The sequence below is a fragment of the Nostoc sp. ATCC 53789 genome, assembly GCF_009873495.1.
Classification (GTDB): domain Bacteria; phylum Cyanobacteriota; class Cyanobacteriia; order Cyanobacteriales; family Nostocaceae; genus Nostoc; species Nostoc muscorum_A.
Window position 1 is genome coordinate 6744914 of record NZ_CP046703.1, and the last position, 18919, is coordinate 6763832.

Below are 18919 nucleotides of genomic sequence, written 5' to 3' on the forward strand. Positions count from 1 at the left end.
ATATTCAAACCCCCAATTCTGGGTCAATCCTTTTGGGGAATTCCAAATCAAAAATCACCGAAGCTCGGTGATTCACTACTTATAAATTTAGAACGGGACTGACGGGGCTCGAACCCGCAACTTCCGCCGTGACAGGGCGGTGCTCTAACCAATTGAACTACAGTCCCTTGTTTGGTCAACTTTGCTATTATCACTATTTTTTTTCTGCTTGTCAAGCATTTTGGAGTGAGAAATTAGAAATTATTTTTGCCCCGTCTCTCCAAGGTGCGAATTTACCGTTAAATAGACCTTGATAATACAACCTGGGGCTTAGATTCTAAATGCTGCAATATCCGGGATTGCATTTGTTTATATTGCTGTTTTAATAGCTGTTTGCTGACTTGGGGCACAGAAGCTGGTGGTAGGCTATGAGTCTGTTGCACCCAGGTTTTCAACATTTGTCGCTGAGTTGGCTCGATGCGACTACTGAGGACATTGGCGCAGGAATGTGGTGCTTCCAGAGTAAAGAAAATCAAAGGATAGTGTTCATTTTCAGCCAGTAGGCTTACCATCTTCAGATTTTGGGAATTTTGCATATCTAAGTAGCACGGTAGCCACTTAGGAGCCAATTGCCGGTTGTAGAGTACAGTTACCCACAACAGCATTGGGTGAGGGGATGTCATGAAGATAAACTGGTTGTAAAGGGTAGAAAGAGCATAGTTTTTGATTTCTTGTTTAGGCAACATCAGCCATAGTGCGGTCATAGATTCTTGTGCAGTATCTATAAGCTGGGGAAAAACAATTTCTTGAGTTGGTTTGTTTTGAGGCCACAAAAGTTGTCGGCAGCTTTGTTCTACTGCAATTGGTAATCCAGAATCTAGGGGACGGCTAAGGATGGGATTAGAGGATAAAGTTGTTGGGAAACTGGTAGAATTAGATTGTTCTAAACTGTTTAATACTTGCAAAATTTGAGCGATATTTTGGGGGCGATCGCTTGCTTTTTTTGCAAGGCAAGACATGATTAAATTATTTAGCTTCTGAGGTATTTTCAGAGTTGGTTTAACATCTGCGATCGTTTTTGGTTGTTCAAAGTGATGTGCTTTATACCAAGCACCAAAGTAATCAGTTTCTGGTTCCCAAGGTTTTTTGCCTGTGAGCATTTCAAACATCATCACACCCAGGCTATAAATATCAGAGCGACTGTCTAATTTTTCTCCATCTAACTGTTCTGGAGAACAGTAGGGTAAAGTGCCATTAAATCCCCTGCTTGTACTAGCTGTTGAGGCATAATTTAAAAATCTAGCAATCCCAAAATCAAGGATTTTAACTAACTGACCTAATATCGGATCGGGAATAACTAATATATTGGCAGGCTTAATATCTCTATGAACCAACGGACAAATTTTGCCGTCAATATTAATACCTTGATGGGCACACTGTAAGCCCAAACAAATTTGGCGCGAAAGAGTCAAAAACATCGACAATGGTAGCGGAATTAAGTCCTTTAAACTCTTACCGCATAGATATTCCATCACGTAGTATGGTTTTCCTTTCTCATTCACACCATAATCATACGCCCGCACTATGTGTAAGCTCTTTTGACTCAAAGCTGCGCTCATTAAAGCTTCACGAGCAAAGTCTTGTTGCATCTTGCTATCGACAACAGTCTGAGTTAAAAACTTGATAGCAACTGGTATACCTCCTAACAAAATATCATTTGCTAAGAAAACTTCACCCATGCCACCGCTACCAATTAATTGCTTCAGTTGGTAACGATTGGCAAGTAAGCCCGTACTACTTGGAGATGTAAATGGGCTTTGATTCACTTTATTCACCTCTGCTGCTGAGTCTATTTAAAGTTAGTAATACACACATAAGAATATAATTAGGTAATGGTGATAAGTATTTTAATGACGCGCTTTTAAGAACGCGATAAAAGTTTAAAAAAAATCTCCAAGAATTTATCCATCCAATTTTTTAACCCTTCTTTCTCAGCTTTATGATCTGCGGCTAACTTTTGTAAAATGTCTAATTTTAATTTTTCGTACTCTGTTTTTAGAAGATTTTTAGCTTGATTAGACAAAATTAATTCATTTGACCGTTGACTCATATCTAACCAGTCTACAAGTTGCTGACGCTGATTAGCTGTGAGACTTAAGGTTGTTACATGAGAGCAACGATTTGGCTCTTCTAGGGTAAAAAATAGTAGATGATAGTAGCCTACCTCTGCTAAACTACGTGCTAAATTCTGCCCTTTATTATCTTTCAAATCTAGAAAATAAGGTAGCCACTTAGTCATAGAAGGCTGGGCATCGTATAGGACTGTTACCCACAACAACATCGGATATACATTAATTTTACTAATAAATTCAGTGCTGTGTACTTTATTCAAAAATTTTGCAATCTCTTGTTTGGGCAACATTGCCCAAAAAGTTGGTATAGGTCTTTGAGTAGTTTGTAATAAATGGGGAAAGCCAATTGCGCCAATTGGTTTGTTCTTAGGCCAATTTTTCTGTAAACATTCTTGTTCTGACAAGAATGTTGCAGGTACTAATTGAACTGGAAGTGAGGCTTTAAGAATGTCACTAGTATTGTTAGCAATAACATCATTAATCTGACTATTAACCTTTTCTAAACCTTCTAATATTTGGTTGATATTTTGCGGGCGATCGCTTACTTCTTTCGCTAAACAACTCATCAATAGTTTTTCTAATATCTGCGGTACTTTGACTTGCGGATTCACTTCTTCAACTGTAGGTGGCATTTGAAAGCGATGCGCTTGATACCAAGTACCAAAGGAGTTACTTTTTGTCTGAAATGGATGTTTTCCTGTTAGCATCTCAAACATTAATACTCCCAAACTGTAAATATCAGAGCGCACATCTAGCAATTTGCGCCCTTCCATGTGTTCTGGAGAACAGTAAGGTAAACTACCAATAAAAGAATCTGTCAGGGTCATCCCACTTCGTTCTGTTAAAAATTTGGCGATGCCAAAATCGAGTATTTTAACAATTTCTCCTTCTTTACTATCTTCACTAAGAAATATATTTTCGGGTTTTATATCTCTATGAACAATGGGATAAATCTCTCCTTTGAGGCTAATACCTTGATGGGCGCATTGTAAGCCTAAACAAATTTGATTACAAATCTCCAAAAATTTCGATATTGTTAAGGGCTGAATTTTGAGGATTTGTTTGAGATTTTTTCCTTGGAGGTATTCCATTACATAATAGGGGGTTTTATCGTCAGTAACGCCATAACTTAAGATGCGAACAATATGTTTACTTTTACGACCCAATTGAGCGCCAATAAAAATCTCTCTGGCAAAGCGTTGGGACATTTGCTGATTCGCCAAACTGAGTGATAAAATTTTGATTGCGATCGGCATACCACCTTTAGCAGTATCTTCTGCTAAATAAACTCTCCCCATCCCCCCTTTGCCGATCAAATCTCTGATTAAATAGCGATTATTTAAAAATTGTCCGATATAATCGTCTAATTCTGCTTTTTGCCCTACCATATTCTCAATTTTTTTTTGTGGCATAAAAATCATTTATGAAAAATATTTTTGGCAAATTAGTTTAATCAGTCTAGTTAAGTACTAAATTTAAATCTAAAAATATCGGAATTTGTCGGAAATTAATAATATACGGCCACTACGGTTAATCTGCCTGCAAAATTTCTTAAACATTATGTAACATATTTATTAAGGAATACGGTTGAGAAATTACACGTAAACTAAGAATAGGCTAGATAAAGTTACCTAGTAGATTCCGTGAATACACAGGAATAAGCAGAAATAACTAAATAGCAGTAAAGGGGGGATGGTTGTGTCCAGTTAACGATTTAAATTCGGCAGTAAACGGCGTAATAATCTGATCAGTGGTGTTTCAATTTTCATTTTAAAGGCTAGTATCTGGGTACGTTGTAGTGAGTTAAAATTGTTATCACTCACAAGAATTAATGATTGTTGACCATCGGGTAGTTTGGGGCCAAGAGTTAAGCCTTCGATGTTGTCTAGCAGTACATCTAGAGTTCTCAAATCTAACAGTAGTTTTTTCTGAACTGGTTTAATATTTTTGGAGTCAATTGCTAAAAGACTATCGATGTGATGAATATCATCAGCTTGTTCTAAAGAAACCTGAAACAGGGAAATAGCAAATCCTAAACCAGTAAAAGACCTTTCTAAACTTAGGAAGTGCCCTTGATTATCGAGAGCAAGTAAATCAGGTAGTCCACTAGCAAATTTGCCAGTCAGATTCAAAAAGGGTGAAACTGGTTCTGTCTGGTAAAGAAACTCCTTTTCTGGCTGGCCGTTGAGTAAGTTGTATTGCAAAATTCGGCAAGGACTACCGATGTTAGGTTTCGCGGCAACACCATCTTGAATGAGAGCATTTTCGCTGGCTGTAAATAGATTCTTTTTATCAGGTGTGATGGTGAGGCTTTCAAAAGCCAAATTGTTGCGGATACCTTGTTTACCAGCTTTATCTGGCAAAAATTTGTTTGGGATGGGAAGTGTTGTAATTTCTTTACCAGAAGATAGTGAGAATTCTTTAATAAAAGGATTAATTAGTTTTGCAGCGTCGCCTTCAGAAGAAATAAATATAGTTGATTTATTAGTTAATGCAATACCTTCTGTATCAGTTTCACTGGGGCGAAATGTTTGATCGTTTTCATTTAATAATGTGGTAACATTTACAGGAATAACTCCACTCTTTTTTAGAGAACCCTTGCTTAAATCTATTTTTAGGGTGTAGAAGCGGGCAGCAGCCTTTTGTCCACGGTCATCAGAAATAGCATAATAAAGATTGTTCTTTGCATCATAAGTAATTCCAGATAAACCTCCAACCTCAGTTTTCTTAAAGATTAAACCTTTCGGTAAAGTAGCTTCACCGATAAACTCTATGCTACTAACTTCAACAGCACTTAATGGTAATTTTGTTAATAAAAAACTGATAATTAGAATCGGGATAAATAAGTAAATAATTCGTGGAATTACGAAGGTTTTTTTGATTATCTGCATAGAGTTTTTTGTTAAAGTGTAAAATGAACAAATAAGATATCACCCTGAAGAATATAGCGCTACATATCTGTGCGCTGCTAAAAATAATCTGTATTCCAACAAATTGAAACCCTTTATAAAATACGAAATCACTTAAGCTAGTCGCAAACCATATTCTTCCTGGAAAAAGTTTACAAGCCAGTCTTTTACTCTGTGGGTAGCGCGGCAGTCATCTTCGTTGTAGCTTTGGATAATTTCTAGTAAGGTGCGATCGCCAGTTTCTAGCCACTGATCGTACCAGTAAATACATTTGGCACCACTAGCTTCTTTTTCCCGCCACTCAAATCCTAACCAACGTGCGATCGCTTTGAGGGCATAACTTTCTACAGGTAATGCTACACTTTGGGTTAATTGTTCATACACATCCACAAATCGATTCAGTACAGGGCGCACTGAGGCGTAGGGAGTGTTGTAAAGCTTTGCTAGGCGTTTGACTGTATCAAACTCGTAGACACAAAAATGATAAATTGGCGCTTCGGGATATTGCCAAACTAAATCCAAAAATTGCTGCCAAACTAATTCTTCGTCTTCTGGTTTATCTGCTAAAAACGAATAAAACTGTTCTGTATTGGCAAGTCTATCAACAACCAAAACCCCCAAAAGATAATTTAAATCTAAGTCTGGCTGTGCCTCAATATCAAAGTAAAGCTCTATGGGTGCTGTGAATGTAATATCTTCTATTGGTAGCGGGTAGGGTAAAACTAGGGGTCGTTTTTCCAATGCAGATTGAGCTTGCACTACTAGCTTGGGTGCTACTTTCGGGTCGAAACCAACTAGATTTTCTAAGGTGCTGGGACTGGTATTAGCAAGAGATTCTAGTGTGGTGATGGCTAACTCTTGGAGTTGAGTGTAGCGAAGAGGTGTTACACCTGGTAATAGTGAGAGATGTTTTTCAGATTGAGCGATCGCATAACATTGACTATACCAATGGCAAAAATTGCACTTTTGCCGAGAAATAAACACCTCTGGCGGATTCGGTAACTCTAAAACTTCAATAAACTCCTCCAGAATTTGCTGCATCCGTGGAATCCATTTAAATAAATCCACCGTATAGTTGCTGTTTTTCGTTCGCAGTATCAGCAAAGCTGTTTCTGGTACAACTCCCTGTACTGTTGCCAAGACTTGAGTATGAAATGCAGCGACAACTTGATATTCTTGCTTAGGGCGCTTACCTAGTTCAATACTAGCCGGGACATACATCCAATCTCCAAAACGAGACTGTCCTGGCTGTTTCACAAGTAAATTTGGGCGACTCAGCAGGGTATATTCGTCAGAATAATTTGCTAGCAGTACTCCTTTATAAATACACTCAACGCCACGCTCCATCAATTCTAAAGTTGCCTGCTCTGCTATTTCCCAGTTTCCATAAGAATAATCTGGTTGGTGGTAAGTCATCTGTGCCAAAGCATTTAGCTGATGAGCGATTTTGTCCTGTTGCAATTTCCGCAGCAACTCATTGGGTGCATCGCGCTGACTTTTGTCACCGTGGATATCTAGAAAAGTTCGGCGTTTACAACGTTGGTATTGCAGTAGGAGTTCAGCATTAATTAGCATTCTTTTAAGTTAACAAGAATTAGTATTATGTGGGAGTAACTTAGACAACTAAAGTTTGCAAGTGGCGATACCTTCTCTGCGTTTGTGCAGTGTGTCGTAGACAGACGCTATGCGTAGCTTGCTTCCCCTATGGGGTACGGTGGGCTACGCTGGGCTACGCCAACGCCTCTAAAGCTGATTTGCTGTTTATTCTATACAGTCAACAGCTAAGTGTTTGTGTTTCTCTTGGGTGACAGATAAGGGAGAATGACAAAATCACCTTTTATCCATCATTACAAGGGTACATGACAGAACAACATGAGCCATGCCTCATCTGTGAGCGTGTCACACTCTGGAGAAGCGGTAAAAATCCTTACTTCATCTACGAATTTGAGCATTCAATCTTTGTGATTGGCGATCATCAATTTCATGGCGGATACTCTCTGATTCTTCTAAAAAAACATATTAGAGAGTTGCATGAACTTGCTCCACCTATCCAGTCTGCCTTATTTCAAGAGGTGATGCTCGCAGGACAAGCGATCGTTAATGCTTTTAGTCCGTGGAAAATGAATTATGCCTGTTATGGCAATAGTGAACCACATATTCATTGGCATCTCTTCCCACGCTATGAGTCTGATCCCGATCGCCAAAGTACCCCGTGGCTTCATGCATCAGAATTCAAACACCATCTAATTACGCCTCAAACAGCGCATAATTTAGGAAAAAAAGTCAAAGAGCATTTATCGTTACTGATTACAAGATAAGATTTGGCTGCGATCGCTTAAATTAATCTCATCCCTATTTTTACCATTGCTACTAAGTATCAATAACCTGTAAACAACAGATATCCCTTAATTATGACTAGTCTTTCTGTCGCCCAAACCAAGCTGCAAAGCCATCGAGAGCAATTTCCCGCTTTAGCCAATAAGACTTATTTCAATTATGGGGGACAAGGGCCAATGCCCCAAAGGGCAATGGATGCTATGACCGAAACTCAGGCTTATGTTCAGCAAATAGGCCCCTTTGGTAATGAGGCGTATCGCTGGATAGCGCCGCAGACTCAAGCCGCTAGAGTTGCGATCGCTTCAGAGTTAAATGCACCAAGCGAAGCAATTACCCTTACCCAGAATGTCACAGTTGGCTGTAATATCGCTATGTGGGGCATAGACTGGCATTCTGGCGACCATATACTGCTCTCAGACTGCGAACATCCAGGCGTGATTGCCACTACACAAGAAATCGCACGGAGATTCGCGGTAGAAGTTACCACCTGTCCTCTGAAAGCGACTTTAAATGAGGGCGATCCTGTAAAAGTTATTGCCCAGCACTTACGTCCTAATACTCGTCTTGTAATATTAAGTCATGTTTTCTGGAATACTGGTCAAGTTTTACCCCTTGATAAAATTGCCGAAGTATGCAGAAATAATAATTCTTTCCTGTTGATAGATGCTGCCCAATCTGTTGGTTTATTGCCTTTAAACTTAACAGAATTGGGTGTAGATTTTTATGCTTTCACTGGTCACAAATGGCTTTGTGGCCCTGCGGGTGCTGGTGGTTTGTATGTCCGACCAGAAGCACGAGAAAGCCTGAAACCTACGTTTATTGGCTTGAATGGCATTGTTGTAGATAGTCAATCTCAGCCTGTGGACTGGCTTCCCGATGGGCGACGGTATGAAGTGTCTACATTAGCTTATCCGTTGTATGTTGGGTTAAAGGAAGCGATCGCAATTCATCAGCAATGGGGAACTTCACAGGAACGTTACGAGCAAATTTGCCAAAACAGTGGCTATCTTTGGCAGCGCTTAGTAGCGTTACCCGAAGTTAAATGTTTGCGAACTTCCCCACCTGAAAGCGGTATAGTCTCATTCCAACTTGTAAATAATCAGCCCCAAGCTAATCTCAAGTTAGTACAATTTCTAGACTCACAAAATATATTAACTAGAACAATTGCCGATCCTAGCTGTATACGTGCCACCATCCATTACCTGACTTTAGAATCAGAAATCGACCAATTAGTTGAGGCCATTCAAAGTTTTTGCAAAATTAGTTAAAAATTAGGAGTTATAAGTTATTAGTCTAGTAATTACGATTTTAAGTTCTAATTCCCAATACCAATTCTTTGTGAGGCTACACCAAATTTTCTTTCTTCCTTTGTGTCCTTTGCGTCCTTTGCGGTTCGTTGCTCATATAATTTGACGCATCTTCACACATAATTCGTATAATTCTTCACTAATACCTTTTAAATGGAACGCCCAATCTTATACTTAGCCATCACTAACCACGGCTTTGGTCATGCTACCCGTATGGCTTCCGTCGCTGCGACAATTCAAAAATTATGTCCAGAAATTTTGCTAATTATTGTTACCACTGCCCCGCGCTGGTTGCTAGAGTGCTATATAGAAGGCGATTTCATCTATCGTCCCCGTGCATTTGATTTGGGTGTGGTGCAAACCGATAGTTTGACAATGGATAAAGTAGCGACTTTAGAAAAGTTACTGGATATTAAAAAACATCAAAATTCGCTGATTGCCTCAGAAGTGAATTTTATCCGCCAAAATCGCGTTCATCTCATTTTGGCAGATATTCCCTTCCTGACTCCTGGGTTTGCCAAAGGTGCAAATATCCCTTGCTGGATGATGAGTAACTTTGGCTGGGACTTTATCTACCGAGATTGGGGAGGGGAATTTACAGCAGTTGCAGATTGGATTAGTGATTGGTACTCAAAGTGCGATCGCCTATTCCGTCTCCCTTTCCACGAACCGATGCAAGCTTTCAACAATATCACAGATGTCGGTCTAACAGGTGGTTCCCCCCATTACTCTGCTGATGATTTACGTTCTCTTTGGGGAATAACTGCACCTATCGAAAAAACTATTTTGTTGACCTTTGGCGGCTTGGGTTTGCAGCAAATTCCCTACGATAACCTGCGGCGATTTCCAGATTGGCAATTTATCGTCTTTGATCAATCTGCGCCTGATTTACCTAATTTAGTAAAAATTAATGACCGTAAATACCGCCCAGTAGATTTTATGCCTATTTGTGGGCGAGTCGTCTCTAAACCTGGCTACAGTACTTTTGCTGAAGCTACACTCTTGGGAGTACCTATTGTTACTATTCCCCGTGAGGACTTTGCCGAAGCAAGTTTTCTACTAGAAGGTATAACAAATTATAACCAGCATCAAATCATCACCCCATCTGAGTTTTTTCAAGGGACTTGGGACTTTCTGTATCAGTTACCCCAACTACCAAAGCAATCCCAGCTAATTGCTAAGGATGGTAATGAAGCGATCGCTAAAGCGGTTCTAAATTATTTACAGACGAAATAAAGTTATTCAAAACAGTATAAATTAATATATGAATATTAACCAAGACAATATAACATCCTCTAAAGAGAGTTTAGAATTGCCAGGGTCAAACCTAGATAACATTACATTGTCTCACAATCTTCTTGCTACACCGATCATCCGCGATTTGCTCAAAGATTTCGGTGTTAAGCCTTTTTAAGAGAAGATATACTCTATCTAACGATAAAGCAACGATAACACAACATAACATCAAGCAGGTTGAACGGCTAATTAGCTTTTACTATCATCAATCATTACTGTTTTAAATGACTCACTACCAAAAGTTACTAAAAATTTCCACTACTGCCAAATCTTTTTACAACATCACCGCTAAAATTGAAGCCGCAGTCGCAGAATCGGGGGTTGAAACTGGTCTTTGTACTTTATTTTTGCGCCACACTTCAGCCAGTTTAGTTATTCAAGAAAATGCTGATCCTGATGTTCTTGTGGATTTAGCCAATTTTATGGCAAAACTTGTCCCAGAATCAGGCAAATATATCCACGATGCAGAAGGCCCCGATGATATGCCAGCACACATTCGTACTGCACTTACCCACACTTCTGAGCAAATCCCTATTAATCGAGGTCATCTAGTACTGGGAACTTGGCAGGGAATTTATATTTGGGAACATCGCCAGCACAGTCATTTAAGAGAATTGGTTATCCACATTTCTGGATAGCTGATTTTCAAGTTTGATTCCAGCTTGAGTTTTGTAGAGTTTAAATACTCTGGTTATTCTACCTACCCTTTGGATATAATTTCATAAACTCGCGGTAATATACATTAAACAAATTTCGTCGTGATACAGAAATCCGGTTTGATTTCTGAAAAGATACGCAGTAATGCACTCAACCTTCGATAATGGTGCGTTAGGAACTCCGTTCTAAGACACCCCCTAAATACCTAATTTTTCAGAAATCAAATAATAATCCTATAATTTTCATTGCAAAATTATTGATGCGGAATTAATTAGACATAATATATTAAATAATTGGTGTCAATTTGTTAACTTAAAAGTTAAGTTTGTTTTTCCTTATTTAATAATTTACTTATTTCGATATACACTAATAATTAGTGTAAGCTGTTTGGGTTATTTCAATTACTATGAAGCAAGAACTGACACCAACTCATACTTTTCAATATATTGATGAAATCCTTGCCCAACAGTCTATTAATTTATTATCACTTAATCCCCAAAAGAAACTAATTACCAGCTTTACTGAGTTGGAAAATTTAATTACTGAGCAAAACACTGATATTGAACTTCTTACAAATCTTCAGCAAACTCTCGAAATCATAGTCTGTACCCAGTTACAAAACTTCCCAGAAAACATATTTTGGGATTTTGATTTTCTGGTTAGTAGTATGCTTAGGCAGGCTTTAGTAGCAAATGAGGGCGCTATTCCTTTTCTCAAAATTTTTGCTAAAAAGATGGTTTCTCTGATAGAAATGTTCGGAACTAAAACAGAAATTCGCTTTCGTTATGTTCACGATTTCATGTATGGGTTTGAGTGGGCGAGGTGGGTACAAAAAGAACCACAAAAACGCGCATACATAGAGCCTTTTAGTCTAGTTTTTTTGGATTATTTACTCGCCAAAGGTAAGGAACTTGTACAACGGATTAATCACGGTCAGGTCGTATCTTATAAACTATGTGATACAGGCTACCGAAATCCCTTCACTTTTTCTCGTGAACCAGAAGACGAATATCGTCTACTCACTTATCTAGCTGAGGAGCAACTTATCCCAGTAGCAGTGTGGAACTGGAATGCTAGCCCTGTGTGGAACAAACCTTTCCAAGAAATGCGCCAGGAATTAGCATTAAAATTAAATATTCAACCACAGAAACACTGATAGCAATTAAAAATTGCTGAAGAAAATAATTATGAAAATTGCTGACTTAATTACTTGGTTTGAAGCATGGGCAAATCCCGCTTGGTGTGAAAGCTGGGATAATTGCGGCTGGCAGATTGAACCAGGAGTATTGCAGGAAAAAGTACGGGTTTTGGTTTGTTTGACACCGACTTTGGCAGTAATGCAAGAAGCGATCGCAGAAAATGCTAATCTGATATTCGCCCATCATCCCTTAATTTTTAATCCTCTCAAATCTTTACGCACTGGTGAAGCGATCGCAGAAATGGTACGGTTAGCTTTTACCCACAATATTGGTATTTACAGCGCTCACACCAATTTCGACCAAGTGCAGGATGGTACAGCTGATGTGTTAGCTCAAATTTTAGAACTCAAGCAAGTTACTCCCATAGTACCAACACAAGCAGGATTAGGATATGGTCGTGTTGGTTTGCTAGAGCCATCTTTGACACTACAGGAATTACTCGCAGCTATTCAAACCCGACTTGCTCCCCCTAATTTGATTTTTTCCCCAACTGATAACTTACAGCAAATAATTTCACGAGTTGCTGTTTTAGGTGGCTCGGGGGCTGGTTATATTTCAGCCGTCGCCAAAACTGGTGCCCAGGCTTATCTAACTTCTGACTGTAAGTTTCATCAGTTTCAACAAAGCCGCGATGCCTACGGCGGGCTACCCCAACGCAATCTTATTTTAATAGATGCGGGACATTATGCTACCGAACGTCCGGCTTGCGATCGCTTGGTGCAAAAATTCCAGTCCCTAAACTTAGACTGGGTGCAATTAAGCCAAAAGGATGAAGATTTCCGCCAGTTTTTTGCTTGATTGCTTATGTTTCACTACATTTTAATATTCAAACTATTTAGCTTACCAAGATTAATGCTAAATATCTTTGTATTAAAATCTCACCGTATACCCCGATTAGTCTCATCTAAATCTTATATTTAATACGATTTCTGTGATACGGATCACTGTTTACGTGTAACTATAATCACATAATATTCATGTTCCATATCAACCAGTCGTAGAAAAAAATGTTCCACACTTGATGTAACAAATTGTTTACTCTGTCCTAACCAAGATGATTCGCACAATCGTTGAATCTGCTTTCCAAACTGGATATCTTAGTGTTGAATCTGAGGGTTTACTCCAGCAAGTGCTAGCTACTAAATGCTATCAGTCAGAGGATTTGCCAGACCTTGCAGCCCTATATGACGCAGTTCGTGCAGGCAGAATTAAACGAGAAGCATCCTCATCGAACTTGCTTATAGAATTTCCCCTACCACATAAATCTTCCTGATCCTCTAAAAAAACCAGAGGAACCGAGGAAAGCTTGTTGCAAGTATTTATGCTCACTATTCCATTCTCTTGCCCTTTTTTTACCCATCATCAGGCAAAAAACCTTAAAAATTCAAAACTCTTTGGGTGTTGTTGCTGAAAACCATCAAGGTCAGCAAGAGAATGAGTTAAGATCAGATACAAGTGGGTAAAAGTAAAGCCGAGTCCCCGGACTTCCCAGCAATGCCAATGAGTAAAAGTAGGCAGATTAAACAACCGCAATCAACGATTGTTTTGGAGTATTATTTATTACATAATGGTAAGAATGACTCACCAAGAAATATGAACCTGATTAGGACAGATTCCGAATTGTTTGACTTCTATGAAGCAGACGTTCCTTAGAATAAGCTGAAAGGAGATTGAATTCATTGCCAGAGCAACTCATGATTTATTGCCCAATATTTCCCAATATTTTGACAACTACAGGCAAATTTTGGCATTGAGTGATAAAGCGTACTTGTTCTCAACGGTGAAATTAGCCTCCCAAAGGTGTAATGTAATGGGGTAGAACCCAGATTTTGACAGGTTTAACTACGTTGTTTAAAAAGGCAGAAACAGTACATGCTACACCGCAAGATTTATCAACTCTGTTGCGATGGGCGCGAGGTATGTGTTTTCTTGCGGGACCAGCAACGCTGGATTGAACGCGCCCGCATCATCGACATAGAGGGAGATTTAGTGACCCTACGCTATGAAACAGAAGAAGAGGACGAAGTTTGTTCTTGGGAAGAAATGGTTCGCCTCGAGAGCATTGGTGCTGTAACGCAAAAACTGGCTTCAGTGCCACGCGGAAATGTGGAACCCCTGATGACTGAAGACTGTCCCGAAGCTGAACGCATCCACAACCGTTACACTGACTCGAATCCAGAATAATCAGTGTTGAGGAGCCAGTACTAAAAACAGGTTTCTCGTTAGAGGTGACTGGTTTCTGATTCTGCCAGCTGATTCGCTAGGCTCTCCCCTTACCCCAAGGGGAGAGCCTAGCATCAAGCGAAAAGCCACTGGTGCCTAGTGCCGAGTTCTAAGTCATAAATCCTAACTCAGGACTCAGCACTAGATAAACCTTCAAAAGCAGGACAGTAACCTTCGAGAGTTACCTTAAAGTTATACAACGGCGAAGCTGGGTTCCAACACCTCTGTCCCCTTTGATGTCGGCAAGTACCACAACAGTCGACATCCGTCCATGTATAGCGATCGCTATTTTGGCTAAGAAGTTCTCGTTGAGACAATCCCCTTAAGACAAGTTCTTCCCCTTGCCAACGAGCTTCGATTAAACCAGTATCGGCAAATTGCCGCCAACGCGGATCGGCAGTAATCATATTGGGTAGGGTAATTGTGATTACTGTTCCTAACTCTGTCAGTTCGCCTTCGTAGTTAGTCTCTGGTGCTGCCGGTTGCAAGAATGTGTCGCCGATAGGCAGTTCTACTAAGGTGTTAGCCGCCGGAGAATGTATATGGTAGCGGTTTTGCAACTCTTCCAAGCTAGTCAGGTCTGCTAAGTAAGCAGGAGAACCGTGGACAAAAATGACATGCTGGGGTCGCAAATTATGAATTAGCTGCGTAGTACCAGGGCCATCACTATGTTGCGCTAAGAGATAGCTTTCAACAGTGGTGGGTGCTAAATATTCTTTATTAACTTTTATATCAATTTTTTCTGGAAGAAGGATCAGCCAAGGGCCGGTGTCTAGTTGGCAGTGTTTGCCTAAATCAGATGTAGAGTCGGTGAGGACTATACAAGGTGACTTGCCCACTGTGGGACGATGTTCTGCTTGTAAACGACGCACGCGAGGACGTACCCGTTCATCCCAAAATAAGGGTTGATGGCGGGCGAAGTTTTGCACAGATGGGGGGAGGTGGGGTAACAGTTCTAGGTAAGCATCGCAGCCAGTAGCGACAGCACCATCCACCCAGATATCTAAATCTCTTCCGGTGAAGTGGTGATGAGAGCGTAACAGCATTAGCATCTCTTGACCCAATCCTAAAGCAGGAGTGGGAAGGATTACAGAACAATGGTCAGCGATCGCCCGATTAATTCGCTCTGCTAGTTGATTTTCCTGGTTGCGGCGGTGAGGATGACGGGATGTGCCATAACTGCCTTCAATGATCAGCACATCCAAGTCTAAGCCTCGCAGTTCCTCTAAACGCAAACCTTCTACCAACCGGGAATTTGATAAGAAAAAATCCCCTGTATAGAGTAATTTGTAAGTACGCTGCTTGGTAGTGTAGGTAAGGAGAATGGCCACTGCCCCTGGTAGATGCCCGGCGGGAAATAATTCTGCGACTAAACCATCTTGAAATTCCACAGGCGATCGCAACGGCAAAGCATGACAAAATTTGGAAATTTCCTCAGCATCTTGGTCTAGCCAATTCAGTGGCAGTAACTTGCTGGTTACTTCGCTACCATAGATAGGTAACTTAGGAAAAGCTTTATGTAGTGCCAGCAAGCCTCTGGAGTGATCTGGGTGGGCGTGGCTAATCAAAACTAAATCTGCTGGTAGGGGCGGACTAGATGCACGTTCCGACTTAGTAAGCCCCTTAGCCAGCGATGAAATATCTTCCATACCACAGTCTAACAGGATGCGGTGTGGCCCCATCTTTACCAATAAACAAACGCCCTCATCGTGATGCTGGACACTATAGGGCAAACATTCTAATTCAGTACCCAGTTCCGCAGCATCTACGCTAGAAGATGCCGACAGATTATCCCTCATACTGTCCTCCCCTCCAACCTCATCATCATGGACATATCCCAAAAGCCAAAAGTTACGTTACACAAGTTTTGGTTTTGTGACTTAGGGGTAAGTTTTCGCGTGCGCCCCTACACCCTGAGAATACAGATTTTTGATTGGGGAGGACGCCTCAGCCGAACCCGCACTGGTTCGGAAAGGTGGGCTAATGAAAAGCCATCAAACTAGGAGCTAAAGGAGTTTGCCTCTTGTGTGTTTTACCTTTGCAACTTCTGAGCGCTGTTAGCAAACTTACCCTACGGAAAGTCGCCCAAGCCTCTACAGATTTATTTCAATGTGCGGAACCATTGCCGTGATAGTTATCTGAATCATAGAATCCGTTTTTCGTGCCAAAGAATAAGCACGAAAGCGTGAAGATAACTGTTAATCCAGCTAGAATCAGCTTTACATCCATTTGTTTGCTGCCCCTTACTCAAGACTTTCTTATCTTAATTTAGTGCTTCCGCAATCAAACCGGATCACTAGAAAATCTTTACTATGGTTATGTGGATTGGGCAATAGGTAACTTTACCACAATCAGTCAGATTGTAGAACTTTTCGGTTCACCTGTCCATCCATCTGATTTAAACTAAAATTTTCACTGTTTCCGGCGTAGTTCTGGATTTAAAGAGAGGTCTACGCACTGTCTATATTGATTTGAAAGCTATTGTAAATCAAATGATGACATACAGCCTCCAATGAGGTCATGGTGTACATATCACATTTGATTCATAACTTAATATGAATATCTTAATGCTATCTTCTACCTTTCCTTACCCACCAACGCGCGGGGGAACCCAAGTCAGGACATTTCATTTACTTAAATACCTGAGTCAACGCCATACTGTCACCCTCGCTACTCAACGCGAGGGCGATGTTACCGACGCAGAAGTAGTAGAATTAGGCAATTATGTGGATCATCTAGCCATTTTTGAACGCCCTTCAGATTCTGGAACCACTGGAATATTGAAGAAAATACAGCGATTTGGTCAATTTGTGCAACAAGGGACACCGCCAAGCGTACTTAACCGCTACTCACTTGAGATGCAAAGATGGGTTGATAACTGGGTGGAAGCAGGGAAATGTGATGTAATTACCTGCGAACATAGCGTCAATGAAATTTATGTGCGATGTCTACGACGGGCTACGCCTACACATTTTCAGAAACAGCTAAAAACCATAGTGAATGTTCATAGTTCTGTTTACGCTACCTGTCGCAACCAACTAACCACAGGCATTTCAGAAAATTCCCTGAGAGACAAAATTAATCTACCGCTTCTGCGGCGTTATGAGCAAAATTACTGTGGTAAGTTTTCGGCAATTGTAGCGACAACAGAAGAAGATAAAATTCAACTACAAGAATTTAACCCCAATAGTGAAATTACAGTTATTCCCAATGGTGTAGATTTAGTTTCTTTCCCCAACCGTAGCACCGATCCAGGAGGACATCGCTTAATTTTTATCGGCGCAATGGATAATTTGGCAAACATTGATGCTGTCTGCTTCTTCAGCAACGAAGTCTTGCCAGCAATCCAAAAACTTTATCCTGATACAATTTTCGATATCGTCGGTTCTCATCCAGTGCCAGAAGTTTTAGCACTCGATCAAAAACCAGGAATTAATGTAATTGGGCGTGTGCCTTCAATGGTAGAATACTTGCATAAATGTACCATCTGTGTTGTACCCATGCGAACTGGGTTTGGCATTAAAAATAAAACTTTAGAAGCAATGGCAGCTGGTGTACCTATAGTAGCTAGCGATCGCGGCTTAGAAGGATTAGCTGTAGATGGCGTTAGTCATCCATTACGGGCATTACGAGCAAATACACCAAAGGAGTACATCACCGCTATTAGTCAACTCTTCGATCAACCACATCTGCGTGCAGAATTGTCTCATAACGGTAGACATCTGGTAGAAACAGATTTTACTTGGGATATCGCTGGTAAAAGCTATGAACAAGTTTGTCTAAGCTAACGCGCCTACATATTGCACTATTTTCGGTGTAGACCGTCATTAGTCATTAGTCATTTGTGTATTACCAAGGACAAATGGCAAAGGACAACCTCACCAGTTGATGTGCTTTCTTATATGTGTAACAGCTTAGTAGATAAATTCTAATTGTTTTTTCTTATCGGTCTGTAACAAATGTATGCAGAGACATTGCAATGCAACGTCTCTGCATCGGTTGGGCAAATTATGTGATCTAGATCGTATTGGTTGTTAGTTAGCTTGTAAAGAAACACGTCAATTATTATCAAACCTAGTAGAAGCACCTAAAACAAGTAATTTTTTATGCTTGCGCTTATTCTTATTCTTGAGAGTATTCAAATAACTATCAACGTAGCGGAAAGCAGCAGCACCGTCATAATCAGCAATGGCTATAGCTTGTAAGAAAACCTTTGAAGGAATTTCAAACGCTAAAAATCTTTCTGTTAAAATCAACAAATCTTTATCTGTGGCGGGAAAAGTAGTCTCTTCTATCTCTTCGGGATCGTAGAAAATGTCTTCAATTAATGCTCTGTACACTTTGTACCTCCCCAAAAGCATAAGATGCAAAGCCTGTGATAAAGTTTAGTTGCTGATCGCGAGTTTGTAAGTTAACTGGGAGTTCGGTACCAGGACATCCTATTTCCCGTAAAATCTCTAAACAATAAGCACCGAGTTGAGTGTATGGAGCTTGCTCCAATTCTTGAGCTACCTCTAGAGCCATCTCCAGATTGACTTGGATAACCGTCGTTACAGGGTTGGTCATAAACACGCCCTAATAAACTGGATGTTCTTAGTTTTGATCACAAGTACAAATAGCGTAACGGTGTTTTTGCGGAATTTATGAAGAGGGGAAAATAAAGTATCAGCGCATTTGCGGTAATGTATCGAAAATTATCCAAACAAGACTGAAAGCTTAACAATTCCGATCTAAGTGCGATCGCTACACTAAAATACATTGGCATTCACTTAATGTCAAAGACAAGCCAATATTTGCCTTAACACGTATAAATACTTATTAAAGGCGAAAGCGCTTGCCAGAACACAAGCGAGGAAATGTGAGATATGCCTGGGGCGTGA

The 18919-nt window shown here is 40.3% G+C and carries 16 protein-coding genes and 1 tRNA gene; 9 read left to right on the plus strand and 8 right to left on the minus strand.

Annotated features, from left to right (window positions below):
- Positions 1-93 precede the first annotated feature (93 nt).
- The 5 genes from GJB62_RS27930 to GJB62_RS27950 form a co-directional block, all read right to left on the minus strand.
- Positions 94-167, minus strand: a tRNA-Asp gene (locus GJB62_RS27930).
- A 111-nt stretch (positions 168-278) separates the two neighbouring features.
- Positions 279-1805, minus strand: coding sequence for a serine/threonine-protein kinase (locus GJB62_RS27935; RefSeq protein WP_114084144.1), 1527 nt, complete (start codon positions 1803-1805; stop codon positions 279-281).
- 95 nt (positions 1806-1900) lie between these two features.
- On the minus strand, positions 1901-3523 hold the full coding sequence (locus GJB62_RS27940) for a serine/threonine-protein kinase (RefSeq protein WP_245246027.1): 1623 nt from the start codon (positions 3521-3523) through the stop codon (positions 1901-1903).
- A gap of 294 nt (positions 3524-3817) precedes the next feature.
- Positions 3818-5002 (minus strand): esterase-like activity of phytase family protein, encoded by a 1185-nt coding sequence (locus GJB62_RS27945; RefSeq protein WP_114084127.1) that lies wholly within the window; start codon positions 5000-5002, stop codon positions 3818-3820.
- 132 nt (positions 5003-5134) lie between these two features.
- Positions 5135-6595: a TM0106 family RecB-like putative nuclease gene (locus GJB62_RS27950; protein WP_114084128.1), complete on the minus strand. Its 1461-nt coding sequence runs from the start codon at positions 6593-6595 to the stop codon at positions 5135-5137.
- 284 nt (positions 6596-6879) lie between these two features.
- On the opposite strand from GJB62_RS27950, the gene GJB62_RS27955 reads away from it, so the two are divergent.
- The 8 genes from GJB62_RS27955 (at position 6880) to GJB62_RS27990 (ending at position 14000) form a co-directional block, all read left to right on the plus strand.
- A complete protein-coding gene (locus tag GJB62_RS27955; RefSeq protein WP_114084129.1) occupies positions 6880-7338 on the plus strand; it encodes an HIT family protein in 459 nt (152 codons plus the stop codon).
- Positions 7339-7431: 93 nt separating this feature from the next.
- Positions 7432-8625, plus strand: coding sequence for an aminotransferase class V-fold PLP-dependent enzyme (locus tag GJB62_RS27960; protein WP_114084130.1), 1194 nt, complete (start codon positions 7432-7434; stop codon positions 8623-8625).
- A gap of 192 nt (positions 8626-8817) precedes the next feature.
- Positions 8818-9900 (plus strand): glycosyl transferase, encoded by a 1083-nt coding sequence (locus tag GJB62_RS27965; protein ID WP_114084131.1) that lies wholly within the window; start codon positions 8818-8820, stop codon positions 9898-9900.
- 284 nt (positions 9901-10184) lie between these two features.
- Positions 10185-10598: a secondary thiamine-phosphate synthase enzyme YjbQ gene (locus tag GJB62_RS27970; RefSeq protein WP_114084132.1), complete on the plus strand. Its 414-nt coding sequence runs from the start codon at positions 10185-10187 to the stop codon at positions 10596-10598.
- 425 nt (positions 10599-11023) lie between these two features.
- Complete coding sequence (locus GJB62_RS27975) at positions 11024-11773, plus strand: hypothetical protein (RefSeq protein ID WP_114084133.1); 750 nt, start codon at positions 11024-11026, stop codon at positions 11771-11773.
- 31 nt (positions 11774-11804) lie between these two features.
- Positions 11805-12614, plus strand: a complete 810-nt coding sequence (locus GJB62_RS27980; RefSeq protein WP_114084134.1) for a Nif3-like dinuclear metal center hexameric protein — start codon at positions 11805-11807, stop codon at positions 12612-12614.
- A 256-nt stretch (positions 12615-12870) separates the two neighbouring features.
- Entirely contained in the window at positions 12871-13089 is a 219-nt protein-coding gene (locus tag GJB62_RS27985) for a hypothetical protein (protein WP_114084135.1), read from the plus strand.
- Positions 13090-13688: 599 nt separating this feature from the next.
- A complete protein-coding gene (locus GJB62_RS27990) occupies positions 13689-14000 on the plus strand; it encodes a DUF6679 family protein (protein ID WP_012408115.1) in 312 nt (103 codons plus the stop codon).
- Between the two features lie 167 nt (positions 14001-14167).
- On the opposite strand, the gene GJB62_RS27995 is transcribed toward GJB62_RS27990, so the two are convergent.
- Positions 14168-15838 (minus strand): MBL fold metallo-hydrolase, encoded by a 1671-nt coding sequence (locus tag GJB62_RS27995; RefSeq protein ID WP_114084137.1) that lies wholly within the window; start codon positions 15836-15838, stop codon positions 14168-14170.
- Between the two features lie 756 nt (positions 15839-16594).
- Here GJB62_RS27995 and GJB62_RS28000 point away from each other — a divergent pair.
- On the plus strand, positions 16595-17827 hold the full coding sequence (locus GJB62_RS28000) for a glycosyltransferase family 4 protein (RefSeq protein ID WP_114084138.1): 1233 nt from the start codon (positions 16595-16597) through the stop codon (positions 17825-17827).
- Positions 17828-18097: 270 nt separating this feature from the next.
- Here GJB62_RS28000 and GJB62_RS28005 read toward each other — a convergent pair whose 3' ends face one another.
- Positions 18098-18379 carry a hypothetical protein gene (locus GJB62_RS28005; protein ID WP_114084139.1) on the minus strand — a complete coding sequence of 94 codons (282 nt, stop codon included), beginning with the start codon at positions 18377-18379 and terminating at the stop codon, positions 18098-18100.
- Positions 18360-18605 carry a hypothetical protein gene (locus tag GJB62_RS28010; RefSeq protein WP_012408119.1) on the minus strand — a complete coding sequence of 82 codons (246 nt, stop codon included), beginning with the start codon at positions 18603-18605 and terminating at the stop codon, positions 18360-18362. The genes GJB62_RS28005 and GJB62_RS28010 overlap by 20 nt, the downstream gene beginning before the upstream one ends.
- Positions 18606-18919: the final 314 nt, after the last annotated feature.